This window comes from Nocardioides sp. HB32, from assembly GCF_054058995.1.
Map to the genome: position 1 here is coordinate 3,989,099 of NZ_JBSSBS010000001.1, position 24,116 is coordinate 4,013,214.

Below are 24,116 nucleotides of genomic sequence, written 5' to 3' on the forward strand. Positions count from 1 at the left end.
AGGTTCTGGGGCGCAACGCTCGGGCGGCGCCGCACAGACTGGGCGCACTCCAGAGCGCGCACCGAGGGTCAATACTACGGATCCACGCCTGATCGGGCAAAACGTCACCGCCCGGCCGCGACCAGCCCGTCCCCGAGCGAGGTCCTCCAGTAGAGCACCTCCCGCCCCGATCGCCGGCGCAGCACCGCCCCGGCGTCCAGGAGCACCCGGAGATGGTTGCCGACCGCGCCCAGGGGCAGGCCGGTCAGCGCCGCCAGCTGGGTGGTCGAGTGCGGCTCGTCGAGCAGCACCAGCACCCGGGCCCGGTTGGTGCCGACCAGCCGCGCCAGGCCGTCCGCGGCGCCCCGGTCGACGGGTGCCTGCGCGCCGGTGACCGGGTAGACGACCGCGAACCGCTCGGGCAGGTCCCAGGCGACCCACTGTCCGTTGCTGTGCACCGGCACGAAGGTGAGCTCCCGTGCGGCCGAGAGGTCCCGGGTGGGCAGGTCGTAGGAGTTGATCTGGAGGTGACCGCCGCCCTTCCAGTCCATCCGGCGGCCCAGCGTCGGGACGACGCCCGCCCACCCCTGGGTCGCGAGCCGTGCGGTCCGGGACACGATGTCCGCCTCCAGGACCCGGCGTCGTCTCGGCCAGTCCGCGGCCACCGTCGCGGTCCAGACCCAGGCCAGGATCGCGGCGACCGCCGCCCGCAGGCCACCGCCCTCCAGGAGCGCCGGAAGCGGCACGTCCGGCCGCATCGTGCGGATCTCGGCCCGGATCCGCGCGTCGTCCCAGGCGTCGAGCTGGGCGAGCTCGGTGGCGAACGACGCGCCCGGGCCGAGCGGCGGCGCCGTGAGGAAGTCGCCCATCCACCCCGGGACCGACCCCCGCCGAGGCCGCCACAGCCACCCGGAGATCGCGCCGCGGAGCGGGTCGTCGGCGAGCATCTCGGCGTACGCCTCACGGTGGGTGACGTGGAACGTCCGTTGCCAGGGCACGCCGGGCGGCTCCGGCGCGTCGAGCACGGTCAGCGCCGCCACCGTCTCGGCCAGCGGTGAGACCTGGAACCTGCTGCGCGCGAGCAGGTCGGCCGGCACTAGCCACGTCCCCATGTTTCGCCTCCTCGCGAATGATTGTCGCACCGGTGCCCGGGCCTCGCAGACTTCCGAGCGTGTCGACGTACCGCCAGCTGTTCGGGATGCCGGAGTTCCGGGTGCTGTTCGTCAACCGCTGCGTCGTGATGCTCTCGGTGGCCGCGTCCGGGCTCGCGCTCGGCACGATCACCTACGAGGCGACCGGCTCACCGGTGCTCACCGCGATGGCGATGTTCGGCGGGCCCCTGGTGTCGCTGGTCGCCTCCCAGCTGCTCCTCGCGAGCTCGGACTCGGTGCGGCCGCGGACCGCGCTGCTGTGGCAGATGGCCGCGCCGATGGTCGCGAACGCGCTGCAGGCGGTGCCCGGCGTGCCGTGGCAGGGCCGCTTCGTGCTCCTGGCGATCCCCTACGTCGTCAACGCGATGTTCTCCGGCACCCAGTGGGTCGTGGTGCGCGACGTGGTGCCGGAGGGCTCGTACGTGCTGGCCCGGTCCGCGCTGAACCTGGCCGTGGGCGGCATGCAGGTGGTCGGCTACGGACTCGGCGGCCTCGCGCTGCTGTGGCTCTCCCCGCGGGACCTGTTCCTCGTCGCCGCCGTCGCGGACGCCGTGTGCCTGGTCAACCTGCGGCTCGGGCTCCGCGACCGGCCGGCCCGGGGCACGGGCGGGGGCAGCGTCGTGCGACGCACCGCCCGGGTGAACCGGCTGCTGCTCAGCTCCGTGGTGACCCGGCCCCTGTACGTCGCGATGTGGGTGCCCAACGGCCTGGTGGTCGGCGCCGAGGCGCTCTACGTCCCCTACGGGCACGGCTCGACCGCCGGCTACCTGTTCGCCGCGGCCGCCGCCGGCATGATGCTCGGCGACCTGGTCGTCGGGCGGTTCGTGCCCCACCACCTGCGGGACCGGCTGATCGGGCCGCTGCGGATCACGCTGGCCGCGCCGTACCTGCTCCTGCTGCTGAGCCCGCCCGCCGGGGTCACCGTGGTCGTGGCGTTCGTGGCGTCGGTCGGGTACGCCGCGTCGCTGCCGCTGCAGGAGCGGCTGTTCGCCCGGACCGACGACGCCGTCCACGGCCAGGCCATGGGGCTCTACGGCACCGGGCTGATGGTCTGGCAGGCGATCGGTGCGCTGCTCGGCGGCCTGGCCGCGACCAGGGTCTCCCCCGCCCACGCCATGGGCCTGATGGCCCTGGCCTCGGTGGCGGTCACCGTCGCGAACACGCCCGGTCTCCGGCGCTCGGCGCCGGACCCCGCTGCCGAGGACGAGGTCAGCGCTTCCGGGAGCCCTTCTTCTTGATCGGCACGTGCTCGATGTGGGGGTGGTCGCCGTCCACACCGGGCTCGGAGCCCGGCTCGGCAGCGGCCGTACCGGGCTCCACGGCACCGTCCACCGGCGGAGCGCCGACGCTGCCGAGGGTCCCGACCGGAGCCGGCAGCTCCTCACGCACCGGCGGACCGGCCGGACGACTGGCCGCACGACGGCGGGTGCGCGTCACGACCTTGGGCGGCTCCGGCGCGGCCGGGACCTCCTCGGGAGCGTCCTCGACCACCGGCTCCACCACCGGCGCCACGACGGGCTCGGGCGTTGCGACGACGGCCTCCGGCTCGCCGGCCGGGCGGCTGGCGCTCCGTCGGCGGCTGCGGGTGCTGACCTGCGGCTTCTCGGGCTCGGCGGGAGGCTGCTCGACCGGCTGCTCCACCGGCTCCTCGGCCGGCTCCTCGGCGGGCTCGGCGTCGGCCTCCGGCTCGCCGGCCGGGCGGCTGGCGCTCCGTCGGCGGCTGCGGGTGCTGACCTGGGGCTTCTCGGGCTCGGCGGCCGGCTGCTGGGCCGGCTCGTCGACCGGCTCGGCGGCCGGCTGCTCGAACGGCTGGTCGAACGGCTCGTCGAACGGCTCGTCGAACGGGGCGTGGTCGCCGTTCTCCGGCTTGGCCATCGCCGCCACGTCCTTGGGCGACGGTGCCGCCTTGGGGGCGTCCTTCTGCTGCGACTGCTGCTCGCCCTCGCCGCGACCGCGGCGACCGCGGCGACCGCCACTGCTCGGGCGCCGCGACTCGTCGTCGCCGCGCCGCGGCTCGACCGGGTGCTCGTGGACGATCACGCCCCGGCCCTGGCAGTGCTCGCAGGTCTCGCTGAACGCCTCGAGCAGGCCGGTGCCGATCCGCTTGCGGGTCATCTGCACCAGGCCGAGCGAGGTCACCTCGGCGACCTGGTGACGGGTGCGGTCCCGGCCCAGGCACTCGACCATCCGCCGCAGGACCAGGTCGCGGTTGGACTCCAGGACCATGTCGATGAAGTCGACGACGATGATGCCGCCGATGTCGCGGAGCCGGAGCTGCCGGACGATCTCCTCGGCCGCCTCCAGGTTGTTCTTGGTGACCGTCTCCTCGAGGTTGCCCCCGGAGCCGGTGAACTTGCCGGTGTTGACGTCGACGACCGTCATCGCCTCGGTGCGGTCGATGACCAGCGAGCCGCCCGACGGGAGCCAGACCTTGCGGTCCAGCCCCTTGGCGATCTGCTCGTCGATGCGGTACTCGGCGAACACGTCCGCCTTGCCGCCGCGGCCGTGCTCGCCGGGCTCGTAGCGCTCGAGTCGCTTCTCGAGGTCCGGCGCCACGTGCTGGACGTAGCTCTGCACGGTCTCCCAGGCGTCGTCGCCCTGGATGACCAACCGGGAGAAGTCCTCGGTGAACAGGTCGCGGACGACCTTGAGCGTGAGGTCGGGCTCGCCGTAGAGGAGCTGCGGCGCACTGCCCTTGGCCTTGCGCTCGATGTCCTCCCAGCGGGCCTTGAGCCGCTCCACGTCGCGGGTGAGCTCGTCCTCGCTGGCCCCCTCGGCGGCGGTGCGCACGATCACGCCGGCGCTGTCCGGGACGATCTCCTTGAGCAGCGCCTTGAGGCGGTTGCGCTCGGTGTCCGGGAGCTTGCGGGAGATGCCGCTGGTGGTGCCGTCGGGCACGTACACGAGGAAGCGGCCGGCCAGGCTGACCTGGCTGGTCAGCCGGGCACCCTTGTGGCCGATCGGGTCCTTGGTGACCTGCACGAGCACGGTCTGGCCCGACGACAGCACGGACTCGATCTTGCGCGGCTGGCCGTCCTTGTGGCCCAGCGAGGACCAGTTCACCTCGCCGGCGTACAGGACCGCGTTCCGGCCCTTGCCGATGTCGATGAACGCCGCCTCCATGGAGGGCAGCACGTTCTGGACCCGGCCGAGGTAGACGTTGCCGATCAGGGAGGTCTGGGACTCGCGGGCGACGTAGTGCTCGACCAGGACGCGGTCCTCGAGGACGCCGATCTGGGTGAGCTCGTCGCGCTGGCGGATCACCATGACGCGGTCCACGGACTCGCGCCGGGCGAGGAACTCCGCCTCGCTGACGATCGGGGCGCGACGGCGGCCTGCCTCGCGGCCCTCGCGCCGGCGCTGCTTCTTGGCCTCGAGGCGGGTCGAGCCGGAGACCGCGGTGATCTCGTCCTCGGCGGACCGGCGGCTGCGGACCCGGGTGACGGTGTTGTCGGGGTCGTCGTTCCCGTCACTGTCGTCGCCGGAGCGACGCCGACGGCGCCGGCGGCGGGACGAGGTGCTCTCGCCGTGGCCGTCCTCGGCAGGGGTGGACTCCTCGTCCTGCTCGTCCTCGTCGTCGCCCGACTCCTCGCCCTCGGCGGCTTGGGCGTCGCCGCCCTCGCCGCCGGGCTTGCGGCGGCGGCGGCCGCCACGGCGGCGGCGCCGGCGGGCGCCGGTGCCGTCTCCCTCGGCGGCGTCGGCGGACTCCTCCTCGGCAGGGGCTTCGGCCTCGGCGGGCGCCTCCGACTCCGGGTCGGCCTTCTTCGCGGTGGCCTTCTTGGCGGTGGTCTTCTTCGCCGCCGTCTTCTTGGCCGCCGACTTCTTCGCGGGCGTCGTCTCCGGCGTCGTCTCCGGCGCCTGGAACAGCACCGCGGGCGCACCGGCGACGGGCGCCTCGCCCTCGGCCGGGTCGTCCTCGGCCGGCGCCACAGCCTTCGCGGCGCTCTTCTTCGCGGTGGTCTTCGCGGTGGTCTTCTTGGTGGCGGCCTTCTTGGCGGCCTTCTTCGCTGGCGCCTTCTTGGCGGGCGCCTCGGCGGTGTCGACGGTGACGTCGAGCGGCTCGTCGGCCGGCGCCGCGGCCTTGGCCGCGGTCTTCCTCGCGGCGGCCTTCTTGGCCGGCGCCTTCTTGGCGGCCTTCTTCGCCGCGGTCTTCTTCACCGGCTTCTCGGCCGGGGCCGCGTCGTCGGTGGTCTGGTCTGATCCGACCTGGAGGTCGTCGGCCATTGCTGCACTCCTAGCGCCCCAGCGCTGCGCGCCCGGGCGGTCCGACGCCATCCGCCCGGGAACTCAGGACGGCTGACGCAAAGCCTTCGTGTGGCGGCGACCCCTCCGCGGCTGCGTCACCTGCGGCGCGTACGTACGCCTGCCGCGGTCGCCGGGCCCTCAGTCAGTTCACTGTGGCGGGTCGCTGTCACCGACCTGCCGGGCCGCGTCGCGGTCTGGCGACGAACGTGTCACACGTGTGCCGGACCACGGGGGCCCGGCGAGAACGTCGTCGTGTCGTCCCGGACGGCTGCCCGGTGCGACCACGGCGAGTATCGCACACGAACCCCGGGACTCCCTCACTCCGAGACCCGCAGCGGGTCGCCGACCTCTCCGGTCGCCCGGTCCAGCGGGCCCTGGGCGAGCCGGGTGAGCAACGGCGCGCCGTCGAGCACGAGGCCGCCGACCGAGGCGAGCCCGGACAGCACGTCGTCGGGACGGACGGCGGGCTCGACGTGGCGCAGCACCAGGTCCAGGCGGGTGCCGCCCTCGCGGGGCGCGGCCGCGAGGGCGACGACCGCGGCTCGGCAGTCGAACTGGCGCAGGCCCTTCTTGGTCATCCGCTCGACCGGCACCGACTCGGCGTCCAGGAACGCCGTCACGGCGGCCGCGGCGGTCTCGACCGGGGCGGCCACGTCCAGAAGCCAGTGGCTGGCCTCGAGCCGGTCGGCCAGCGAGCCGCCCGGGGACTCGACGACCTCCAGCACGTCGAGCCCGTCGGGCAGCGCCTCCGCGAGGCGGGCGTGCAACGCCGCCGGGTCGACCACTTCGGCGAGGCCGATCTCGAGGTACTCCGCCTCGCTGGCCGATCCGGTGGGCGAGGCCCCGGCGTACGAGATCCGGGGGTGGGGGTTGAAGCCCGAGGAGTACGCCATCGGCACCCGGGCGCGGAAGACGGCCCGCTCGAACGCCCGGCTGAAGTCCCGGTGGCTGGTGAAGCGGAGCCGCCCGCGCTTGGCGTAGCGGATCCGCAGCCGCTGGACGGGCGGGGCTTGCTGCTCGGGCTGGTCACGCACCGCACAAGGTTAGGGGGCGAGGGCCTGCTTCATCGCAATCGAGGGGTAGACGGTGCTGACCCGGTGGCCGTCGAGCCACCCGGTCAGCCGGGAGGCCTCGGCGTCCAGCGCGGCGCGGGCGTCGGAACCGACGTCCTCGAGCAGGTTGAGCTTCACGACGCCGTCGGGGTCCTGCACCCAGCAGCCGACGACCCGGCCGTCCCACCAGGCGGTCGTGCCGGCGTTGCCGTTGGTGTCGAACAGCATCGGGCCGTGGTCGCCCAGGTAGAAGCCGCGCTCCTTCCAGCCCATCACCGTCGGGTCGAGCACCGGCAGCAACGCCGCCCACGGCGCGACCGGGTCGTCGGGGTCGTCGGGGTCGCCGGGGTCGTCGGGGTCGTCGGGGTCGTCGGGGTCGTCCGGCAGCACCCAGCCCGTGCCGTCCTCCAGCGTGACCTCCACCGCGGCCACGTCGGCGAGGGCGGCGCGGACGGCCGTCTTGGTCGAGCCGAGCCACCAGACCAGGTCGGCCTCGGTCCCGGGTCCGAAGGTCGCCAGCCACCGGCGCACCAGCTCGGCGTAGCCCTCGCGCTCCTTCAGCGGCTCCGGGGGATCGCCCAGCCAGGTCGTCATCGCCGTCCACTGCGGCCGGGCCGTGCGCCAGTGACCGCCGTTGTGCCCGCGCACGATCTTGCCCTCGACGCCGAGCTGGGTGAGCAGGCGCGGCGCGATCGGGAAGCTGCCGCCGTAGGTCTTGCCCGGCGACATCTCGACCCGGCCCGCCAGCGCGGGCACCTGCTCGCGCAGCTCGGACGCGGAGAGCTCGGAGCCGTCGGCGAGCCGGGCCAGGACGGCCGCCTCGGCCGCGTCGACCCAGGCCGCGCCGTCGGTGGCGACGCCACCGCGCTCGACGTCCTTGGCCAGCCGGACCCGGTGGGCGGCCGCCACCCGGGCCGAGGCACTCCCCCAGGCGGCCGGCAGCAGGTCCCGCGGGAACACGAACAGGGTGCGGCGCATCGCCAGCTGCTTGACCAGGCTGCGGTCGTCGTACAGCGCGCGGTCGACGTCCGCGACGGTGAGCCCGTCGACGCGCGCCCACAGCGACAGGTAGACCGACGGTGCCTCGGTGGCGTGCAGCACGGTCATCGCCCGGGTGGCCTCGAGCGGGTCGGCGGCGTGGTGCGCCGGCGCGAGTGCGTGCCTCCGGGCCAGCCGTTGTCGCCTCTCGCCGTCCGTCACCGTCCGCATGTGGTCCATCCTGCCGAAGACCACCGACGGACGCCCTGCGAGCATGGAGCGAGTGAGCACCAACGCCCGCCGCGCGACGGCCCTGGTCCTGGTCGGCATCGTCCTGCTGTCCTTCAACCTCCGGCCGACGGCCGTGAGTGTCGGGCCGGTGCTCAAGGAGGTGCGCGACTCGTTCGGGATGTCGGGACCGGTCGCGGGCCTGCTGACGTCGCTGCCGGTGATCGCGTTCGCGGTGTTCGGCGCGCTGGCCCCGGCGGCGGCGCGGCGGATCGGCATCCACCGGGTGACCCTCCTCGCGATCATCGCCGCGGTCGCCGGCCTGCTCGGCCGCGCGGTCACCGGCAGCGAGGCGCTCTTCCTGGTGCTCTCCCTGCTCGCGCTGGGCGGGATGGCGATGGCGAACGTGCTGCTGCCCTCGCTGGTCAAGCTGCACTTCCCCGACCGGATCGGCCGGGTGACCGCGATCTACACGACCGCGCTGTCGATCGGCCTGACCGCGGCCCTGGTGCTGACGGTCCCGGTCTCCGACGCTTTCGGCGGCTGGCGGTGGGGGCTCGGTGCGTGGGCCGCGCTGGCGATCGTCGCGGCTCTGCCCTGGCTCTCGCTGGTGGCGCACGACCGCAACCTCGAGCGCACGCCCCGCACGATCACGTTCACCCAGGTCGCCCGCACCCGGCTCGGCCAGGTGATGGCGCTGTTCTTCGGGCTCCAGTCGTTGCAGGCCTACGCGATCTTCGGCTGGTTCGCCCAGCTGTGGCGTGACAACGGCTACTCCGCGACCACCGCCGGCATCCTGGCCGGCGTCCTCGCGGGTACGGCGATCCCGCTGTCGCTCTGGCTGCCGAACGTGCTGGCGCGGACCGAGGATCCCCGGCGGGTGCTGTTCGCCGTGATCGCGGCGTACCCGGTCGGCTTCGTCGGCCTGATGATCGCCCCGCACTCGCTCGCGATCCTGTGGGCAGTGATCGTGGGCATCGCGACGGTGACGTTCCCGCTGATCCTCACCCTGATCGGGCTGCGCGCCCGCACCCCCGAGGGGACCGCCTCGCTGTCGGCCTTCACCCAGTCGACCGGCTACCTGATCGCCGCGGTCGGCCCGTTCCTCGTGGGCGTGCTGCACGACGCGACCGGCGACTGGACGTGGCCGCTGGTGCTGCTGCTCGCGCTCGCGCTGCCGTTGTTCCCGCTCGCGGCCTACGTCTCCCGCAGGGTGATGGTCGAGGACCAGCTGCCCACCGCGGAGACGTCCGGGCACCCGGCCTGACGCACCGGACCGGCGTCAGACAACCGACAGGGGCAGCAGCGTCTGGCCGGTGGGACCGATCTGGATCTCGGTGCCCATCTCCGGGCAGACGCCGCAGTCGTAGCACGGCGTCCAGCGGCAGTCCTCGACCTCGATGTCGGCGCCGTCCGCGGCCGCGAGCGCGTCCTCCCAGTCGGCCCACAGCCAGTCCTTGTCCAGGCCGGAGTCGAGGTGGTCCCAGGGCAGCACCTCGTCGTACTCCCGCTCCCGCGTGGTGTACCAGGCGAGGTCGACGCCGGTCCCGTCCAGCGCCTGCTCGGCGGCGGTGACCCAGCGGTCGTAGGAGAAGTGCTCGCTCCAGCCGTCGAACCGGCCGCCGTCGCGCCAGACGGCCTCGATGATCCGGCCGACCCGCCGGTCGCCACGGGACAGCAGGCCCTCGATGGTGCCGGGCTTCCCGTCGTGGTAGCGGAACCCGATCGCGCGGCCGAACCGCTTGTCGTCCCGCACGGTGTCGCGCAGCTTCTTCAGCCGCTCGTCGGTGGTCTCGTGGTCGAGCTGGGCCGCCCACTGGAAGGGCGTGTGCGGCTTCGGCACGAAGCCGCCGATGGAGACCGTGCAGCGGATGTCGTTGCGCCCGGACACCTCGCGGCCCTTGGCGATCACCTTCTTGGCGAGCTCGGCGACCTGCAGCACGTCCTCGTCGGTCTCGGTCGGCAGGCCGACCATGAAGTAGAGCTTCACCTGCCGCCAGCCGTGGGAGTACGCCGTCGCCACGGTGCGGATCAGGTCCTCCTCGGTGACCATCTTGTTGATCACCCGTCGCATCCGCTCGCTGCCGCCCTCGGGCGCGAACGTGAGGCCGGAGCGCCGGCCGTTGCGCGAGAACTCGTTGGCCAGCGTGATGTTGAAGGCGTCGACGCGGGTCGACGGCAGCGAGAGCGAGACGTTCGATCCTTCGTACCGGTCGGCCAGGCCCTTGGCCACCGCGCCGATCTCGGTGTGGTCGGCGCTCGAGAGCGACAGCAGGCCGACCTCCTCGAAGCCGGACTTGCGGATGCCGTTCTCGACCATGTCGGCGATCGTGCCGATGGAGCGCTCACGGACCGGGCGGGTGATCATGCCTGCCTGGCAGAACCGGCAGCCCCGGGTGCAGCCGCGGAAGATCTCGACGGAGAAGCGCTCGTGGACGGTCTCGGCGAGCGGCACCAGCGGCTTCGCCGGGTACGGCCAGGCGTCGAGGTCCATCAGCGTGTGCTTGCGGACCCGGAAGGGGATGCCGGGGCGGTTCGGGACGACGGCCTCGATGGTGCCGTCCTCGGCGTACACGACGTCGTAGAAGCGCGGCACGTAGATGTTGCCGCTGACCGCGAGCCGGCGGAGCAGCTCGTCGCGGCCGCCCGGCCGGCCCTCGCCCTTCCAGTCCCGGACGACCTCCGAGATCGCGAGCACGACCTCCTCGCCGTCCCCGAGCACGGCGGCGTCGAGGAAGTCGGCGATCGGCTCGGGGTTGAACGCCGCGTGCCCGCCGGCGAGCACGATCGGGTCGTCCTCCGTGCGGTCGGCCGCGTGGAGCGGGATCCCGGCGAGGTCGAGGGCGTTGAGCATGTTGGTGTAGCCGAGCTCGGTGGAGAAGCTCAGGCCGAAGACGTCGAACGCGCGCACCGGCCGGTGCGCGTCGACGGTGAACTGCGGGATGCTGCCCTGCTCGTCTCCGGCCCGCATCACCTTCTCCATGTCCGGCCACACCGAGTAGGTGCGCTCGGCCACGATCCACTCGCGCTCGTTGAGCACCTCGTAGAGGATCTGCACGCCCTGGTTGGGCAGCCCGACCTCGTACGCGTCCGGGTACATCAGCGCCCAGCGGACGGTCTCGCCCTCAGGGGCGCAGTCCCAGTCCTTGACGGTGGAGTTGAGCTCACCGCCGACGTACTGGATCGGCTTCGACACCGACGGGAGCCGGGGCTCGAGTCGCGGGAAGACGCTCACGGGCGCGGACATGGAGCTACCTCGCAGCACTGGGGTTCGGGGAACGCCCCAGCCTACGTCGGCAGCGGTCGTCGCAGCGAACCGTCAGTCCGGGTCCGGCGACAGCTCGGCGTACGCACGCCGGGCCTCGTCCAGCGCCGCCTGCGCCCGGGCGATGAGGTCCTCCAGGCCGGCGGCGCCGTACCGGTTGGCCACATGCTGAACGGCGTCGGCGATGTCGGGCTCGATCGTCTGGTCGCTCATGGCCTCCATCCAAACAGATCAGAGCTGGGGTTCCGCGGCGTCCGCCTGGGCGCGCGCCGCGACGCTGGCGGAGGTCGCCCGCAGCTCGACGGTCGGCAGCAGGAGCAGGATCAGGAAGGCGAGGACCCCGATGCCGGCCGCCAGCAGGAACACGGTGTCCATGGACTCGGCGAAGCCGACCTTGAACGGGTGGGCGATGACCGGGTGCATCCGGTCGATGACCGAGGAGTCGTCCTGGACCTGGGCGATCACCGACGGGTCGAGCCCGTGGCCCTCCGCGACCGCCTGCTGCCACTGCGGTGTCTGGCTCTCCACCTTGATGGCGTCCGCGATGTTCGAGCCGACGCTGCCGAAGAGCACCGACAGGAAAACGGCGACGCCGAGGGTGCCACCGATCTGGCGGAAGAACGTCGCCGAGCTGGTCGCGACCCCGATCTCGGCCGGCGGGACCGCGCTCTGGACGATCAGCAGCAGCGGCTGCATGCAGTTGCCGAGGCCGATGCCGAGCACGAACATCGCGGCGCTCACCCAGCCGAGCGGGGTGTCGGCACCGCACAGCGAGAGCAGGCCGAGGCCCGTGACGATGATCGCGGAGCCGAAGATCGGGAACAGCCGGACGTGGCCGGTGCGGGAGATGAACTGGCCGGACCCGATCGACGCGGCCATCATGCCGACCACCATCGGCAGCATCAGCAGGCCGGACTCGGTCGGCGAGGCCCCGTGCACGATCTGCATGTAGAGCGGCAGCAGCATGATGCCGCCGAACATCGCCGCGCCGACGATCACGCTGGCCGAGATCGTCACCCACGCGGCGCGGATCCGGAAGATCCGCAGCGGGATCAGCGCGGCATCGCCCATGGCGCGCTCGGCGAGGAAGAACGCGACCACGCCGAGGGCTCCGACGACGAAGCACGCGACCGAGCGCGGCGAGTCCCAGCCCCAGGTGCGGCCCTGCTCGGCGACGGTCAGCAGCGGGACCAGCCCGACGACCAGCGCGGCGGCGCCCCACCAGTCCACCCGGACGTCGCGACGGTCGTGGTGCACGTGCAGCGTGCGGAACACGACGAAGAGGGCCGCGATGCCGATCGGGACGTTCACGAGGAAGACCCAGCGCCACCCGCTGATCCCCAGGATCGTCTCCTGGCCGGCGAAGAACCCGCCGATCAGCGGGCCGAGCACGCTCGACGTACCGAACATCGCCATGAAGTAGCCCGAGTAGCGGGCCCTCTCGCGAGGGGACACGATGTCGCCGATGATCGCGAGGACCAGCGTGAAAAGGCCGCCGGCGCCGATGCCCTGGACCGCACGGAACGCCGCGAGCTGGTACATCGAGTTAGCGAACGAGCACAACGCCGAGCCGACGATGAAGACGCTGATCGCGAACATGAACAGCTTCTTGCGGCCGTAGAGGTCGCCGAGCTTGCCGTAGATCGGCGTCGTGATCGTCGCGGTGATCAGGTACGCCGTCGTCACCCAGGCCTGCACCGACAGACCGTTGAGGTCGTCTGCGATGGTGCGGATCGACGTGGACACGATGGTCTGGTCGAGGGCGCCGAGGAACATGCCCAGCATCAGGCCGGACAGGATGGTCAGCACCTGCCGGTGGGTGTACTCGCCCGTCGCGGAGCCGGAGTGGTCGCTCATCGTCCGCAAGCGTAGGGCGTGGGGGGAACTCCGTAGGGTCACGGTATGGATGTGGGCGCCCGGGTACGCGGCAGGTTCCAGTGGACGGTCGCCGTACCGGTCGCCGCGGCGGCGCTGCTGGCCGTGAGCTGGAGTCACCACGAGGGCGCCGTCGTGCTCTCCCTCGTGGCAGCGGGCGTGGTCGGCGCCGTGCTCGCCGCGGTCTACCACGCCGAGGTGATCGCCCACCACGTCGGGGAGCCGTTCGGGTCGCTGATCCTCGCGGTCGCGGTCACCGTCATCGAGGTCGGCCTGATCGTGATGCTGATGACCAGCGGCGGGGACCACACCAGCACCTACGCCCGCGACACCGTCTTCGCCGCCGTGATGATCACGCTCAACGGCATCGTCGGGCTCTCCCTGCTCCTCGGTGCCGGCAGGCACCACCTCGTCAGCTTCAACGCCTCCGGGTCCGGCTCGGCGCTCGCGACCGTGGTCACGCTCGCGACCGTCACGATGGTGCTGCCGAGCGTCACGGTCTCCGGCGAGGGTCGGCAGTTCTCGCCGTCCCAGCTGGCGTTCGCCGCCGTCGCCTCGCTCGCGCTGTACGGCTCGTTCGTCTTCACCCAGACCGTCCGGCACCGCGACTTCTTCCTGCCGGTGACGAGCGACGAGCTCGGCCGGGTGACGGGCATCCTCGACGAGGACGGTGACGGGCACGCCGACCCGCTGCCGGCGCGGGAGGCGTGGCTCAGCCTCGGCCTGCTGGTCCTCTCGCTCGTCTCGGTGGTGGGCCTCGCCAAGCTCCTCTCCCCCTCGATCGAGTCGGGCGTCGACCGGCTCGGCTTCCCCTACGCCGTCGTCGGCGTCGTGATCGCGCTGCTGGTGCTCGCCCCCGAGACGATCTCGGCCGTGCGCAACGCGCTCCACGACCGGGTCCAGGTCAGCCTCAACCTCGCCTACGGCTCGGCGATGGCCTCGATCGGGCTCACCATCCCGACCATCGCGGTCGCGTCGATCTGGCTGGAAGGACCGCTCGAGCTCGGCCTCGGCCCGACCCAGGTGGTCCTGCTCGCGATCACGGTGGTGGTCTCCATCCTCACCGTCGTCCAGGGCCGTGCGAAGGGGCTCCAGGGCATGGTGCACCTAGTGCTGATGGCGGCGTTCGTGTTCCTGTCGATCAAGCCCTGACGGGAGTCCGCGCCGGAGCGGCCGTGAACCGGCTCGGCACCGTCGTCGCCGAGCGCAGGTGGATGTTCTGCAGCAGGCCGATCGCGAGCATGCCCGCGAACATCGAGCTGCCGCCGTACGACACGAACGGCAGGGGTACGCCGGTGACCGGCATGATCCCCAGGCACATGCCGACGTTCTGGAACGCCTGGAAGCCGAACCAGCAGGCGATGCCGGCCGCCGCCAGCCGGCCGAACACGTCGTCACTGTGCGTGGCGATGCGCAGCGCCCGCCAGATCACCACCGCGAGCAGCGCGATCAGCACGCCCGCGCCGACCAGGCCGAGCTCCTCGCCGGCGACCGTGAACACGAAGTCCGTGTGCTGCTCCGGGACGAAGCCGGCGCGGGTCTGCGAACCGTCGAAGAGGCCCTGGCCGAACAACCCGCCGTTGCCGACCGCGATCCGGGCCTGCTCGACGTTGTAGCCGGCGCCGCGCGGGTCGAGGTCGGGGTTCGTGAACGCGAGGAACCGGTCCACCTGGTACTGCTTGAGGAACCCCGCGGCCACGGCGGCGGCCGCCGCGGTCACACCGCCGGCCGCGAGCAGCGCGAGCCACCGGCGCGGCGCGCCCGAGACGGCGAGCACGCCGAACACGGTCGCCGACAGCACCAGCATGGTGCCGAGGTCGGGCTGCAGGATGATCAGCGACGCCGGGACCCCGGCGATGGCCAGCATGCCGACGACGTCCCCGAGGACGTGACCGGTGGTGACCGCCCGCTGCTGGCGCACCTCGGCGCGCTCGGCCACCCACAGCGCCATGCCGATGACGACGGCGAGCTTGGCGAACTCCGAGGGCTGGATCGACATGCCGCCGAGCTGGAGCCAGGAGCGCGAGCCGTTGACGGTCGATCCCATGGCCAGCACCAGCACCAGGCCCGCGACCGAGGCGAGGTAGACCAGCGGCGCCATGATCCGCACCCAGCGGTGGTCGGTGGCGATCACCAGGACCATGAGCACCAGGCCGATCACGACGTTCACGAGCTGCTTCTTCAGGTACGCCGTGGGGTCGGCGCCGGTGAGGTCCTCGCGGTGGCTGGTCGCCGACCAGACGAGCAGGCTGCCGAGGGTCACGAGCGCCAGGACGGCGATCAGCAGGATCCAGTCCACGCGTGGTGTGCGGAGCACCTCAGTCCCCCTTCTCGTCGCGGGCCGGCGGCAGGATGCTGCCGTCCTTCATGAAGACCGGGAGCCCGGCCGGGGGCGTGGTCCCGGGGATCGCGGCCTTCGCGGGGTCGACGGTCATGCCGTCGATGCCGTAGAGCGTCTCCCAGATCTTGCGGACCGCCGGGCCGGAGGTGCCGGAACCCGTGCCCGCCTGGCTGACCATCATGATCACGACGTAGTTCTCGTCGTACGACGCGACCCACGACGTCGACTGCTTCCCGTACACCTCGGCCGACCCGGTCTTGCCGCGGATGTGCACCCGGTCGAGCGGGAATCCGCCGAACTTCCAGGCCAGGGTGCCGACCTTCGGCGTGCCCTGCAGCGCGGTGTCGACGTAGTGGATGCTGGCCGGTGAGGCGTCGACCTTGCCGACCGCCTTGGGGTCGAAGCGCTTGAGCACCGTGCCGTCGGGGCTCACGATCGCCTTCGCGACCCGCGGCGCGTACAGGGTGCCGCCGTTCGACAGCGCGGCGTACGCGCGCGCCAGCTGGAGCGGCGTGACCATGGTGTCGCCCTGGCCGATGGCGAAGTTCACGGCGTCACCGGCGCGGTAGTAGCTGCCCTCGAGGCAGAACTCGTGCGCGAACAGCTTGAGGAACGGCGACTTCGCGGTGCCCTTCTCGTCCATCGTGCAGTAGTAGTGCTTCATCGCCTTCCAGTAGGCGAGCTTCCAGTGCCGGTCGGCGATCCGCCCGCTCGCCTCGCCGGGGATGTCCGCGCCGGTCTCGCTGCCGAAGCCGAAGTTCTTGGCCTCCTGGACCAGCGGGTCCTTGGCGTCGACGTCCTGCGGGTCCGAGCCGTACCGCTGCCAGAAGTGCAGGCCGACCCGGTAGAAGAAGGTGTCGCAGGACAGCTGCAGCGCCTGGGCGAACGTGATCGGGCCGTACGACGCCGACTCGTAGTTCTTGAACCAGCGGTTGCCGACCTGGAGGCCGGACGAGCAGTCGAGGCGCGTGTCCGGGGAGAAGCCGTTGTTGAGCGCGCCGACGGTCATGATCGGCTTCCACGTCGAGCCGGGGGCGAACTGCCCCTGGGTGGCGCGGCCGAGCAACGGGTTGCCGGCCTTGGCGGAGTACAGCCGGGCGAGCTGCTTCCTGGTGATGCCGCCGACCCAGACGCCGGGGTCGTACGTCGGCTGGCTGGCCATCGCCACGATCCGGCCGGTCTTCGCCTCCATCACGACGACCGCACCCGAGTCGGCCACGTAGTTCTTGTGGGTCACCGGGTCGTAGGTCTGCCGGGCGGTCCGGATCGTCTGCTCGAGCTGCTTCTCGACCACGCCCTGCACCTTGGCGTCGATCGTGGTCACCAGCGTGTCGCCGGGCTGGCCCGCGACCTCGCTGTCGTCGCCGAGCACCCGGCCCATCGAGTCGACGGCGACGCTGCGGTAGCCGGGCATGCCGCGCAGCCAGCGGTCGTACTCCTTCTCGACGCCGGCCCGGCCGACCACGGACGCGCCGTTCACCGAGCGGTCGCCGTCTTTCTGGGCGCGGTCGTACTCGTCCTCGGTGACCGGGCTCAGGTAGCCGAGCACGTGCGCGAGGTTCACGCCGTACGGCTGCGGGTAGGCGCGGACGCTCTGCTGCTCGGCGAGCACGCCCGGGTAGTCCTCGGGCTGCTCCAGGATGCGCAGCGCGACCTCCTGCTCGACGTCCGTCGCGACCGGGACCGGCTGGTACGGCGAGCCGTTCCAGGTGTCCAGGTCGTGGTGGAGCGACTTCACGGGCTCACCGACGGCCCCGGCCACCCGGCCGAGCAGCACGTCCTGCTGGTGGGCGGTCATCTTGCCGAGCATCGTCGTGTCGACCGAGACGACCCACGAGAGCCGGTTCGCGACCAGCGGGCGACCCATGTCGTCCACGATCAGGCCGCGCTGCGGCTGGACGACGATGTCGCGCACCGACTGCGAGGCGGCCTGGGCGTGGTACTCGTCGCCGCTGACGACCTGGAGGTAGTAGAGGCGCGCGAACAGGGTCGCGAACAGGGAGAACACCAGCGCCTGGACGACGACCAGCCGCAGCCGGCCGGAACGAGTGGCCATCGGCAGTCAGCCGTTCATGTGGGCGAGGGCGGGTTCGAGGCGGCGGAACAGCGCCATCACCGGTGGCAGCACGAGCGGCGTCAGCAGCAGGTCCCACAGCAGCGCGACCACGATCACCTCGAGCAGCTCCGGGATCGCGATCGGGTCGCCGAGGACCACGCCGGACAGCGCGAACACCGAGGTGCCGACGAACGACGACGCGGCGACGGTCGCCAGCACGGTGCCGCTCGCGGGTCGGGAGTCCCCGCGGCTCCCCTGGCGGACCTGGCCGGCGACGTACCCGACCACCACCAGCGCGAGCGCCCAGCGCCCGGCCAGGTGGTCGGCCGGAGGCGCGAGATCGAGGGCGACGCCGGCCGCGAAGCCGAGCACCATCGCGAACTGCGGCCCGCGGGTGAGTGCGGCACCGACGACCACGAGCAGGCAGAGGTTCGGGACGACGCCGTGCCAGGCCAGGTGCGGGAACAGCGACACCTGGAGCACCAGCGCGAACGAGCCGATCGCGAAGGCGACGAGCGCGCGGAGCCAGGTCATCGGGGCCTCCTCATCGCAGCGTCCCGTTCGCCTCGATGACGGCGCGGTCGCTCGCCGTACCGGACGGGACGACGACGCCGACCAGGTCGAGCGCGCCGAAGTCGACGTACGGGTCGATCACCGCGCGCTGCGTGGTCTCACGGACGCTGCTGTAGACGTGGGTGACCTTGCCGATCGGCACGCCCGAGACATAGGGGCCGCCGGCCTCGCTGCCCCAGGTGACGACCGCGTCGCCCTCGGACGGTACGGCGGTCTGGTCGACGAGCTCGAGGTCGAGGCGGCCGTCGGTGCCCAGCGCCCCGCGGCCGTGCAGCAGCCCGACCTGCATGCTGCGACCGACCCGGGCGCCGACCACGGAGTCGGCGTCGACGATCAGCAGCACGGTCGCGGTGGTGTGGGTGACGCGCAGGACCCGGCCGACCAGGCCGTCGTTGTCGAGCACGGTGAGGTCGGGGCGGATGCCGGCGTCGGAGCCCGCGTCGATGGTGACGGTGCGTGAGAACGACTGCGACGAGCCCATGCCGACCACGCGGGCCGGGACGAGGGAGGTGCCGAGGCTCCGGGCGGCCGCCGTGAGGCCGTCGTACTCCTCGAGGCGGTTCTTGTCGTAGTCGTGGGTGGCGAGGTCGGACTTCAGCCGGGAGTTCTCGGCCTGCAGCGCGATCAGGTCCTGCTGCATGTCGTCCTTGGACCGGAACCAGTGCGGGACGGCGGTGAACGGGCGGACCGCGGTCGCGGTGGCGACCTCGACCGGGCCGAAGACCTCGCCGGCCGCGCGGCGCGCGGAGTCGACCGGGCCGCCGGCGGTGGAGTCGAGCGTCATCAGGCAGAACGACGCGAGGACCAGGGCCACCAGCAGGGCGACCGGGGACTTCGGCCCCTCCGGGCCGCGCCAGCGACGTTCCCTCATCCGGCGCGCCTCTGGTCGCTGACCAGGACCTGCTGCAGCGCCTCGAACTCCTCGACGCACTTGCCGGCGCCGAGCGCGACGGAGGTGAGCGGGTCCTCGGCGACGTGCACGGGCATGCCGGTCTCGTGGCGCAGCCGCTCGTCGAGGCCGCGGAGCAGGGCGCCGCCCCCGGTGAGCACGATGCCGCGGTCCATGATGTCGCCGGCCAGCTCGGGCGGCGTCTGGTCGAGGGTCGCCCGGACCGCGTCCACGATCGCGTGCAGCGGCTCCTCGATCGCCTGGCGGATCTCGGCGCTGGAGACCACCACGGTGCGGGGCAGGCCGGTGACCATGTCGCGGCCGCGGATCTCCGCCTCCGGCTCGTCGAGCGTCGGGAACGCCGAGCCGAGGGTCATCTTGACCTCCTCGGCGGTGCGCTCGCCGAGCATCAGGGAGTGCTCCTTCTTCATCCACGCGACGATCGCCTGGTCGAGCTCGTCCCCCGCGGTGCGCACCGACAGGCTCGTGACGATGCCGCCGAGCGAGATGACCGCGACCTCCGTCGTACCGCCACCGACGTCGACGACCATGTTCCCGGTGGCCTTGTGGACGGGCAGCCCCGCCCCGATCGCGGCGGCCATCGGCTCCTCCACGATGTAGACCCGGCGGGCGCCCGCCTGGTAGCCGGCCTCCTTGACCGCCCGCTGCTCGACCGCGGTGATGCCGCTCGGGACGCAGATGACCATCCGGGGCTTGGCGAAGTAGCGGCGGCGGTGCACCTGCTGGATGAAGTACCGGAGCATCTGCTCGGTGGCGTCGAAGTCGGCGATCACGCCGTCCTGGAGCGGCCGGATCGCGGTGATGTTGTCCGGCGTACGGCCGATCATCCGCTTGGCCTCGTGCCCCACCGCGAGGATCTCGCCGGTGGTGGCGTTCAGCGCGACGACGCTGGGCTCGTCCAGCAGCACGCCCCTGCCGCGGACGTACACCAGTGTGTTGGCGGTCCCGAGGTCCACGGCCATGTCGCGGCCGATGAAGCTGTTCGCCATGCGTCGCCCTGTCGCTGGAGGCACCAGTGGTGCAGGTGGGGAAGAAGTGACAACAGGCTACGAAGGGACGCCGCGTGCGGCGGGGAGGACACGCGGCCCGACCAGCACATTCGGGGCGCGCAGAACGCCGACCCGGCGCAGTCTCAGCTGAGACTGCGCCGACTCGGCGTCAACTCAGCTGACCCTGCGCCGACTCGGCGTCAGATGGTCGGGAACCAGAGGGCGATCTCGCGGTCGGCGGACTCGGGTGAGTCGGAGGCGTGCACCAGGTTCTCGCGGTTGGAGAGGGAGTAGTCGCCACGGATCGTGCCGGCCGGGGCCTGGCGGCCGTCGGTCGGGCCGATCAGCGTGCGGACGACCGGCACCGCCTCCTCACCCTCGACGACGACGGCCAGGAGCGGGCCGCTGGTGATGAACGTGCGCAGCGGCGGGTAGAAGTCGCGGTCCAGGTGCTCGGCGTAGTGGGCGTCGGCCTGCTCGCCGGTGATCGTGCGCAGCTCGAGCTCGACGAGGGACAGGCCCTTGGCCTCGAACCGGCCCAGGATCTGGCCGACCAGCCCACGGCGGACGGCGTCGGGCTTGAGCAGGACGAGCGTGCGCTGGGTCATGGCGGGGAGACTACAGAGACGCGGTCCGCGCGAGCACGTCGGCCGGGACCGGCCCGACCGCGTCCTCGTCGGGGACCGGCGAGTCCGCGACCCGGCGCAGCGGGATGTGCCCGCCCCAGAGCCCGGCCGCGAGGTCCTCGGGCTCGTCGCCCGGTCCCCCACCCCGGGACTTCATCGACGCCTCGTGCAGGGGTACGGCGAGCACCGCGGTCGCCGCGAGCTCCTTGCGGGTGCTCGGCCGCAGGGTGGCCGCGCGGCCCGGGACCATGTGGTCGACCATCAGGTCGAGCGCGTGCTGCCGCTCGTCGGGGTCGTCGACGACCCGGGCCGGCCCGATCACGACCGCCGAGCGGTAGTTCATCGAGTGGTGGAACGCCGACCGCCCGGCGACCAGCCCGTCCAGCTCGGTCACCGTCACGCACACGGTGGTGTCGGCGGCGGCCGCCAGCCAGCCGGCCGCGACCGAGCCGTGCACGTAGAGCGTGCCGTCGGCGTCCGGCCCGTCCGGGTCGACGGCGAACGCCGTCGGCAGCACCAGCGGGTGCCCGCCCACGACCACCCCCAGGTGCGCGACCAGCGCGTCCTCGAGGAGCCCGTGCAGCACCTCCCGATCCTCGACCATCCGGTTGCGGCCGCGGCCGATGGTCGTGCGGGGCGTCGGGGACAGCGGTGTCGTCGTCACACCGGCTAGCCTGTCGGAGAAGTGGCCTGCACGCACGGGCCAATCCGACGCCAGTTCGACAGGACAATCTCGTGAGCAGCACCCTCCCGGTGACCCTCGACCGCACCGCCGGCGGGTCGCTCGGCGTCCAGCTGTCGGGCCGGATCCGGGACCTGGTGGTGGCCGGCACGCTCGCCCGCGGCGACCGACTGCCGAGCAGCCGCGCACTGGCCGCCGAGCTCGGGGTGAGCCGCTCGGTCACCGAGCAGGCCTACGAGCAGCTGCTCGCGGAGGGCTGGCTCGAGGCCCGGCGCGGCTCCGGCACCTTCGTCACCGCGACCGGTGCTGCGCGGGTCGCCGTACCCCGTCGGCCCACGGCACCGGCGGCGGCGGGGCTGGTCCGCCTCGACGCCGGCACGCCGTGGATCGACCCGCGGCACGCCGCCGGCTGGCGGCGGGCCTGGCGCGAGGTGTCGACCGCCCGGCCGCCTCGCGGGTACGACGACCCGCGCGGGCTCCCCGAGCTCCGCGCCCTGCTGGCGGACCGGCTCGGCCGCAGCCGCGGCGTCCTCCTGGACCCCGACGAGCTGGTCGTCACCAACGGCACCACCGACGGGCTGCGGCACCTGCTCACCGCGCTGCCGCACGGTCCGGTGGCGATCGAGGATCCCGGCTACCGCGCCGCGGTCGAGACCGTCGCCGGGCTCGGCCGCACAGTGCTCGACCTCCCGGCGCTCGCCCCGGTCACCGACCTCACCGGCGTCGTGGCCTGCTACGTCACGCCGGCCCACCAGCACCCGCTCGGCCGGGTGCTCCCGGGCCCGGAGCGGGTCGCGCTGCTGGACGCCGCCCGGGCCGCGGACGCGGTGGTGGTCGAGGACGACTACGACTCGGAGTTCCGGTACGACGTCGCGCCGGTGCCCGCCCTCGCCAGCCTGGACCGGGGACGGGTCGCCTACCTCGGCACCGCGGCGAAGTCCGTCGCCCCGTCCCTGCGCCTCGGCTGGCTGGTCCCCCCGCCCGACCTGCTCGACCGCATCAACGCCCGCCGCGTGGTCACCCACGAGGGCGCGCCGTGGCCGGTGCAGCGGGCGTTCCTGGCCCTGCTGCGCGACGGGTACGTCGACAAGGTCGTGCGCACCGCCCGCCGCGTGTACGCCGAGCGTGCCCCGCGGGTCGCCGCCGCGCTCTCGCCGTACGCGACCCCGGGCGGGCCGGTGGCCGGCATGTACTCGACCTGGCTGCTGCCCCAGGCCGACGCGCTCCGCGCCCGCGACGCGGCCCGGAGGGCCGGGTTCGAGCTGAACCTGCTCTCCGGCTACTGCCGCACCGCGACGCTCACCGGGCTGGTGCTCGGGTTCGGCGGGGTCACCGACGACGAGCTCGACCGGGCGCTCGCGGCCCTGACCTCAGCCCTCGGTCGGTTCCGGGGGTGACGGCGCGGCGTCGTACGCCGCGAACGCCGCGGCGCGCTCCCGCTCGATCTTCTTCCCGAGGAAGTAGGCCGAGCCCCATAGCAGCGCGAAGATCCCGCCGAGGACGAACATCAGCGGGATCACGAAGCCCAGGCCGATCGCGGCGCCCTGGATCACCCAGCCGAGGCTGTAGGCCCACTCCGCCCGCAGCAGGCCGGCGAGCAGGAGGCACGCGACGCACAGGCCGAGCCCGACCCACAGAGCCGTCGAGGTGTCGACGCCGGACACGCTGATCATCACCGGCGTCGTGAGGCCGAGGGTGATCGCCTCGAGGCTGAGCACGGCGGCACACATGCCCCGCCGCGGCGACCGGGTCCGCTCGTCGGTCACGACCGGCCGCCCCTCTCGCGGACCAGCAGCGTGCGGGCCTCGCCGACGGTGACCACGGATCCGGTGACCAGCACCGCGCCCGATCCGAGCGGGTCACCGAACGCCTCGCCGGCCTCCGCGAGGGCCGCGGCCTGGTCGAGCGCCTCGGACAGCCGCGGCGCGACGCTGACCCGGTCCTCACCGAAGACCTCGCGGGCGACCGCCGCCAGGCGCTCCGCCGGCAGCGCCCGGTCGGCGGAGTTCTGGGTGCACACCAGGTGCGCGAGGTGCGGCTCGAACGCCGCGAGCAGCCCCTCGTGGTCCTTGTCCGCCATCACGCCGATCACCCCGATCAGCGGGGAGAACGAGAACGAGTCCTCGAGGGCGGCGGCGGCCGCCTCGGCGCCGTGCGGGTTGTGGGCGGCGTCGAGCACGATCGTCGGGCTGCGCCGGACGATCTCGAGCCGTCCCGGCGAGGTCACCTCCGCGAACGCCGCGCGCACCACCTCGTCGTCCAGCGGCTGGCTCTGCTCGTTGCCGGCGGCGAACGCCTCGACGGCAGCCAGCGCCACCGCGGCGTTCTGGGCCTGGTGCGCGCCGTACAGCGGGAGGAACACGTCGTCGTACCGTGCGCGGAGGCCCTGCAGCGAGACGACCTGGCCGCCGACCGCGGGAACCCGGGCGATGACACCGAAGTCCAGGCCCTCTCGGACCACGGTCGCACCGACCTCGGCGGCCCGCTCGAGCAGGATCGCGGCGACGTCCGGGGTCTGCTCGGCGAGCACGGCGATCGAGCCGGGCTTGATGATGCCGGCCTTCTCGACCGCGATCGCGGCGGGCGTCCCACCCAGGTACGCCGCGTGGTCGACCGCGACCGGCAGCACGACCGCCACGGTCGCGTCGGCGACGTTCGTCGCGTCCCAGGACCCGCCCATGCCGACCTCGACCACGGCCACGTCGACCGGGGCGTCCGCGAAGGCGGCGTAGGCCATGCCGACCACCGTCTCGAAGAACGACAGCGGGTGGGTCTCGCTCTCGTCGATCAGGTGGGTGTACGGCGCGACGTCGTTGAACGCCCGGACGAACTCCTCGTCGGTGAGCGGCTCGCCGTCCACGGAGATCCGCTCGGTCATCCGCTCCACGTGCGGGCTGGTGAAACGGCCGGTGCGCAGGTCGAGCGCCCGCAGCAGGGTGTCGATCATCCGCGACGTCGAGGTCTTGCCGTTGGTGCCGGTCAGGTGGATGACCGGGTAGCCGCGCTGGGGGTCGCCCAGCACCTCGGTGAACGCGCGGATCCGGTCGAGCGTCGGCTCCAGCTTCGTCTCCGGCCAGCGGGACAGCAGCGCGTCCTCGACCTCCTCGAAGGTCTCGGCCGGACGGGGGGCCATGGGCGTCTCACTCATGCGGGCTCATCTCGCGTC

At 72.8% G+C, this 24,116-nt stretch carries 19 protein-coding genes and 1 pseudogene; 4 read left to right on the forward strand and 16 right to left on the reverse strand.

The window, feature by feature from the left end:
- Positions 1–104 precede the first annotated feature (104 nt).
- On the reverse strand, positions 105–1,091 hold the full coding sequence (locus ACVW2K_RS20035; RefSeq protein ID WP_457203713.1) for a helix-turn-helix domain-containing protein: 987 nt from the start codon (positions 1,089–1,091) through the stop codon (positions 105–107).
- Positions 1,092–1,150: 59 nt separating this feature from the next.
- Here ACVW2K_RS20035 and ACVW2K_RS20040 point away from each other — a divergent pair, with 59 nt between their 5' ends.
- Positions 1,151–2,368, forward strand: coding sequence for an MFS transporter (locus tag ACVW2K_RS20040; RefSeq protein WP_457203714.1), 1,218 nt, complete (start codon positions 1,151–1,153; stop codon positions 2,366–2,368).
- Here the strand turns inward: ACVW2K_RS20040 and ACVW2K_RS20045 are convergent.
- From ACVW2K_RS20045 to ACVW2K_RS20055, 3 genes and pseudogenes are all read right to left on the reverse strand, one after another.
- Positions 2,340–4,889, reverse strand: a pseudogene (locus ACVW2K_RS20045) (Rne/Rng family ribonuclease); the annotation flags it as partial. The gene ACVW2K_RS20040 and the pseudogene ACVW2K_RS20045 overlap by 29 nt on opposite strands.
- An 803-nt stretch (positions 4,890–5,692) precedes the next feature.
- Entirely contained in the window at positions 5,693–6,409 is a 717-nt protein-coding gene (locus ACVW2K_RS20050) for a TIGR03936 family radical SAM-associated protein (RefSeq protein ID WP_028636265.1), read from the reverse strand.
- A gap of 9 nt (positions 6,410–6,418) precedes the next feature.
- On the reverse strand, positions 6,419–7,636 hold the full coding sequence (locus ACVW2K_RS20055) for a winged helix DNA-binding domain-containing protein (protein WP_457203715.1): 1,218 nt from the start codon (positions 7,634–7,636) through the stop codon (positions 6,419–6,421).
- Between the two features lie 43 nt (positions 7,637–7,679).
- Between ACVW2K_RS20055 and ACVW2K_RS20060 the strand changes: the two genes are divergently transcribed.
- Entirely contained in the window at positions 7,680–8,900 is a 1,221-nt protein-coding gene (locus ACVW2K_RS20060; protein WP_442937140.1) for an MFS transporter, read from the forward strand.
- Positions 8,901–8,915: 15 nt separating this feature from the next.
- Here the strand turns inward: ACVW2K_RS20060 and ACVW2K_RS20065 are convergent, their stop codons facing one another.
- The 3 genes from ACVW2K_RS20065 to ACVW2K_RS20075 form a co-directional block, all read right to left on the reverse strand.
- Positions 8,916–10,880, reverse strand: coding sequence for a TIGR03960 family B12-binding radical SAM protein (locus ACVW2K_RS20065; RefSeq protein WP_457203716.1), 1,965 nt, complete (start codon positions 10,878–10,880; stop codon positions 8,916–8,918).
- Between the two features lie 72 nt (positions 10,881–10,952).
- The gene (locus tag ACVW2K_RS20070) at positions 10,953–11,111 is read right to left on the reverse strand and encodes a hypothetical protein (protein WP_155991956.1); all 159 of its coding nucleotides are present in this window, start codon (positions 11,109–11,111) and stop codon (positions 10,953–10,955) included.
- 18 nt (positions 11,112–11,129) lie between these two features.
- A complete protein-coding gene (locus ACVW2K_RS20075; protein WP_028636268.1) occupies positions 11,130–12,755 on the reverse strand; it encodes an MDR family MFS transporter in 1,626 nt (541 codons plus the stop codon).
- Positions 12,756–12,800: 45 nt separating this feature from the next.
- Between ACVW2K_RS20075 and ACVW2K_RS20080 the strand changes: the two genes are divergently transcribed.
- Positions 12,801–13,925: a calcium:proton antiporter gene (locus ACVW2K_RS20080; protein ID WP_457203717.1), complete on the forward strand. Its 1,125-nt coding sequence runs from the start codon at positions 12,801–12,803 to the stop codon at positions 13,923–13,925.
- On the opposite strand, the gene rodA is transcribed toward ACVW2K_RS20080, so the two are convergent.
- From rodA to ACVW2K_RS20115, 7 genes are all read right to left on the reverse strand, one after another.
- Entirely contained in the window at positions 13,915–15,090 is a 1,176-nt protein-coding gene (rodA, locus tag ACVW2K_RS20085; RefSeq protein WP_457203718.1) for a rod shape-determining protein RodA, read from the reverse strand. The genes ACVW2K_RS20080 and rodA overlap by 11 nt on opposite strands.
- Position 15,091: 1 nt before the next feature.
- Complete coding sequence (gene mrdA / locus ACVW2K_RS20090) at positions 15,092–17,170, reverse strand: penicillin-binding protein 2 (RefSeq protein WP_457203719.1); 2,079 nt, start codon at positions 17,168–17,170, stop codon at positions 15,092–15,094.
- A gap of 6 nt (positions 17,171–17,176) precedes the next feature.
- A complete protein-coding gene (mreD, locus tag ACVW2K_RS20095; protein WP_457203720.1) occupies positions 17,177–17,704 on the reverse strand; it encodes a rod shape-determining protein MreD in 528 nt (175 codons plus the stop codon).
- A 10-nt stretch (positions 17,705–17,714) separates the two neighbouring features.
- On the reverse strand, positions 17,715–18,614 hold the full coding sequence (mreC, locus tag ACVW2K_RS20100; RefSeq protein WP_457203721.1) for a rod shape-determining protein MreC: 900 nt from the start codon (positions 18,612–18,614) through the stop codon (positions 17,715–17,717).
- On the reverse strand, positions 18,611–19,642 hold the full coding sequence (locus ACVW2K_RS20105) for a rod shape-determining protein (protein WP_457203722.1): 1,032 nt from the start codon (positions 19,640–19,642) through the stop codon (positions 18,611–18,613). The genes mreC and ACVW2K_RS20105 overlap by 4 nt, the downstream gene beginning before the upstream one ends.
- Before the next feature lie 200 nt (positions 19,643–19,842).
- On the reverse strand, positions 19,843–20,250 hold the full coding sequence (gene ndk, locus ACVW2K_RS20110) for a nucleoside-diphosphate kinase (protein ID WP_457203723.1): 408 nt from the start codon (positions 20,248–20,250) through the stop codon (positions 19,843–19,845).
- A gap of 10 nt (positions 20,251–20,260) precedes the next feature.
- Positions 20,261–20,932 (reverse strand): pyridoxamine 5'-phosphate oxidase family protein, encoded by a 672-nt coding sequence (locus ACVW2K_RS20115; protein ID WP_028636274.1) that lies wholly within the window; start codon positions 20,930–20,932, stop codon positions 20,261–20,263.
- Positions 20,933–21,003: 71 nt separating this feature from the next.
- Between ACVW2K_RS20115 and ACVW2K_RS20120 the strand changes: the two genes are divergently transcribed.
- Positions 21,004–22,347 carry an aminotransferase-like domain-containing protein gene (locus tag ACVW2K_RS20120; RefSeq protein WP_457203724.1) on the forward strand — a complete coding sequence of 448 codons (1,344 nt, stop codon included), beginning with the start codon at positions 21,004–21,006 and terminating at the stop codon, positions 22,345–22,347.
- Here the strand turns inward: ACVW2K_RS20120 and ACVW2K_RS20125 are convergent.
- Positions 22,321–22,716 carry a DUF4233 domain-containing protein gene (locus tag ACVW2K_RS20125; protein ID WP_457203725.1) on the reverse strand — a complete coding sequence of 132 codons (396 nt, stop codon included), beginning with the start codon at positions 22,714–22,716 and terminating at the stop codon, positions 22,321–22,323. The genes ACVW2K_RS20120 and ACVW2K_RS20125 overlap by 27 nt on opposite strands.
- Complete coding sequence (gene folC / locus ACVW2K_RS20130; protein WP_457203726.1) at positions 22,713–24,098, reverse strand: bifunctional tetrahydrofolate synthase/dihydrofolate synthase; 1,386 nt, start codon at positions 24,096–24,098, stop codon at positions 22,713–22,715. Before folC ends, ACVW2K_RS20125 begins: the two co-directional genes overlap by 4 nt.
- Positions 24,099–24,116 lie beyond the last annotated feature (18 nt).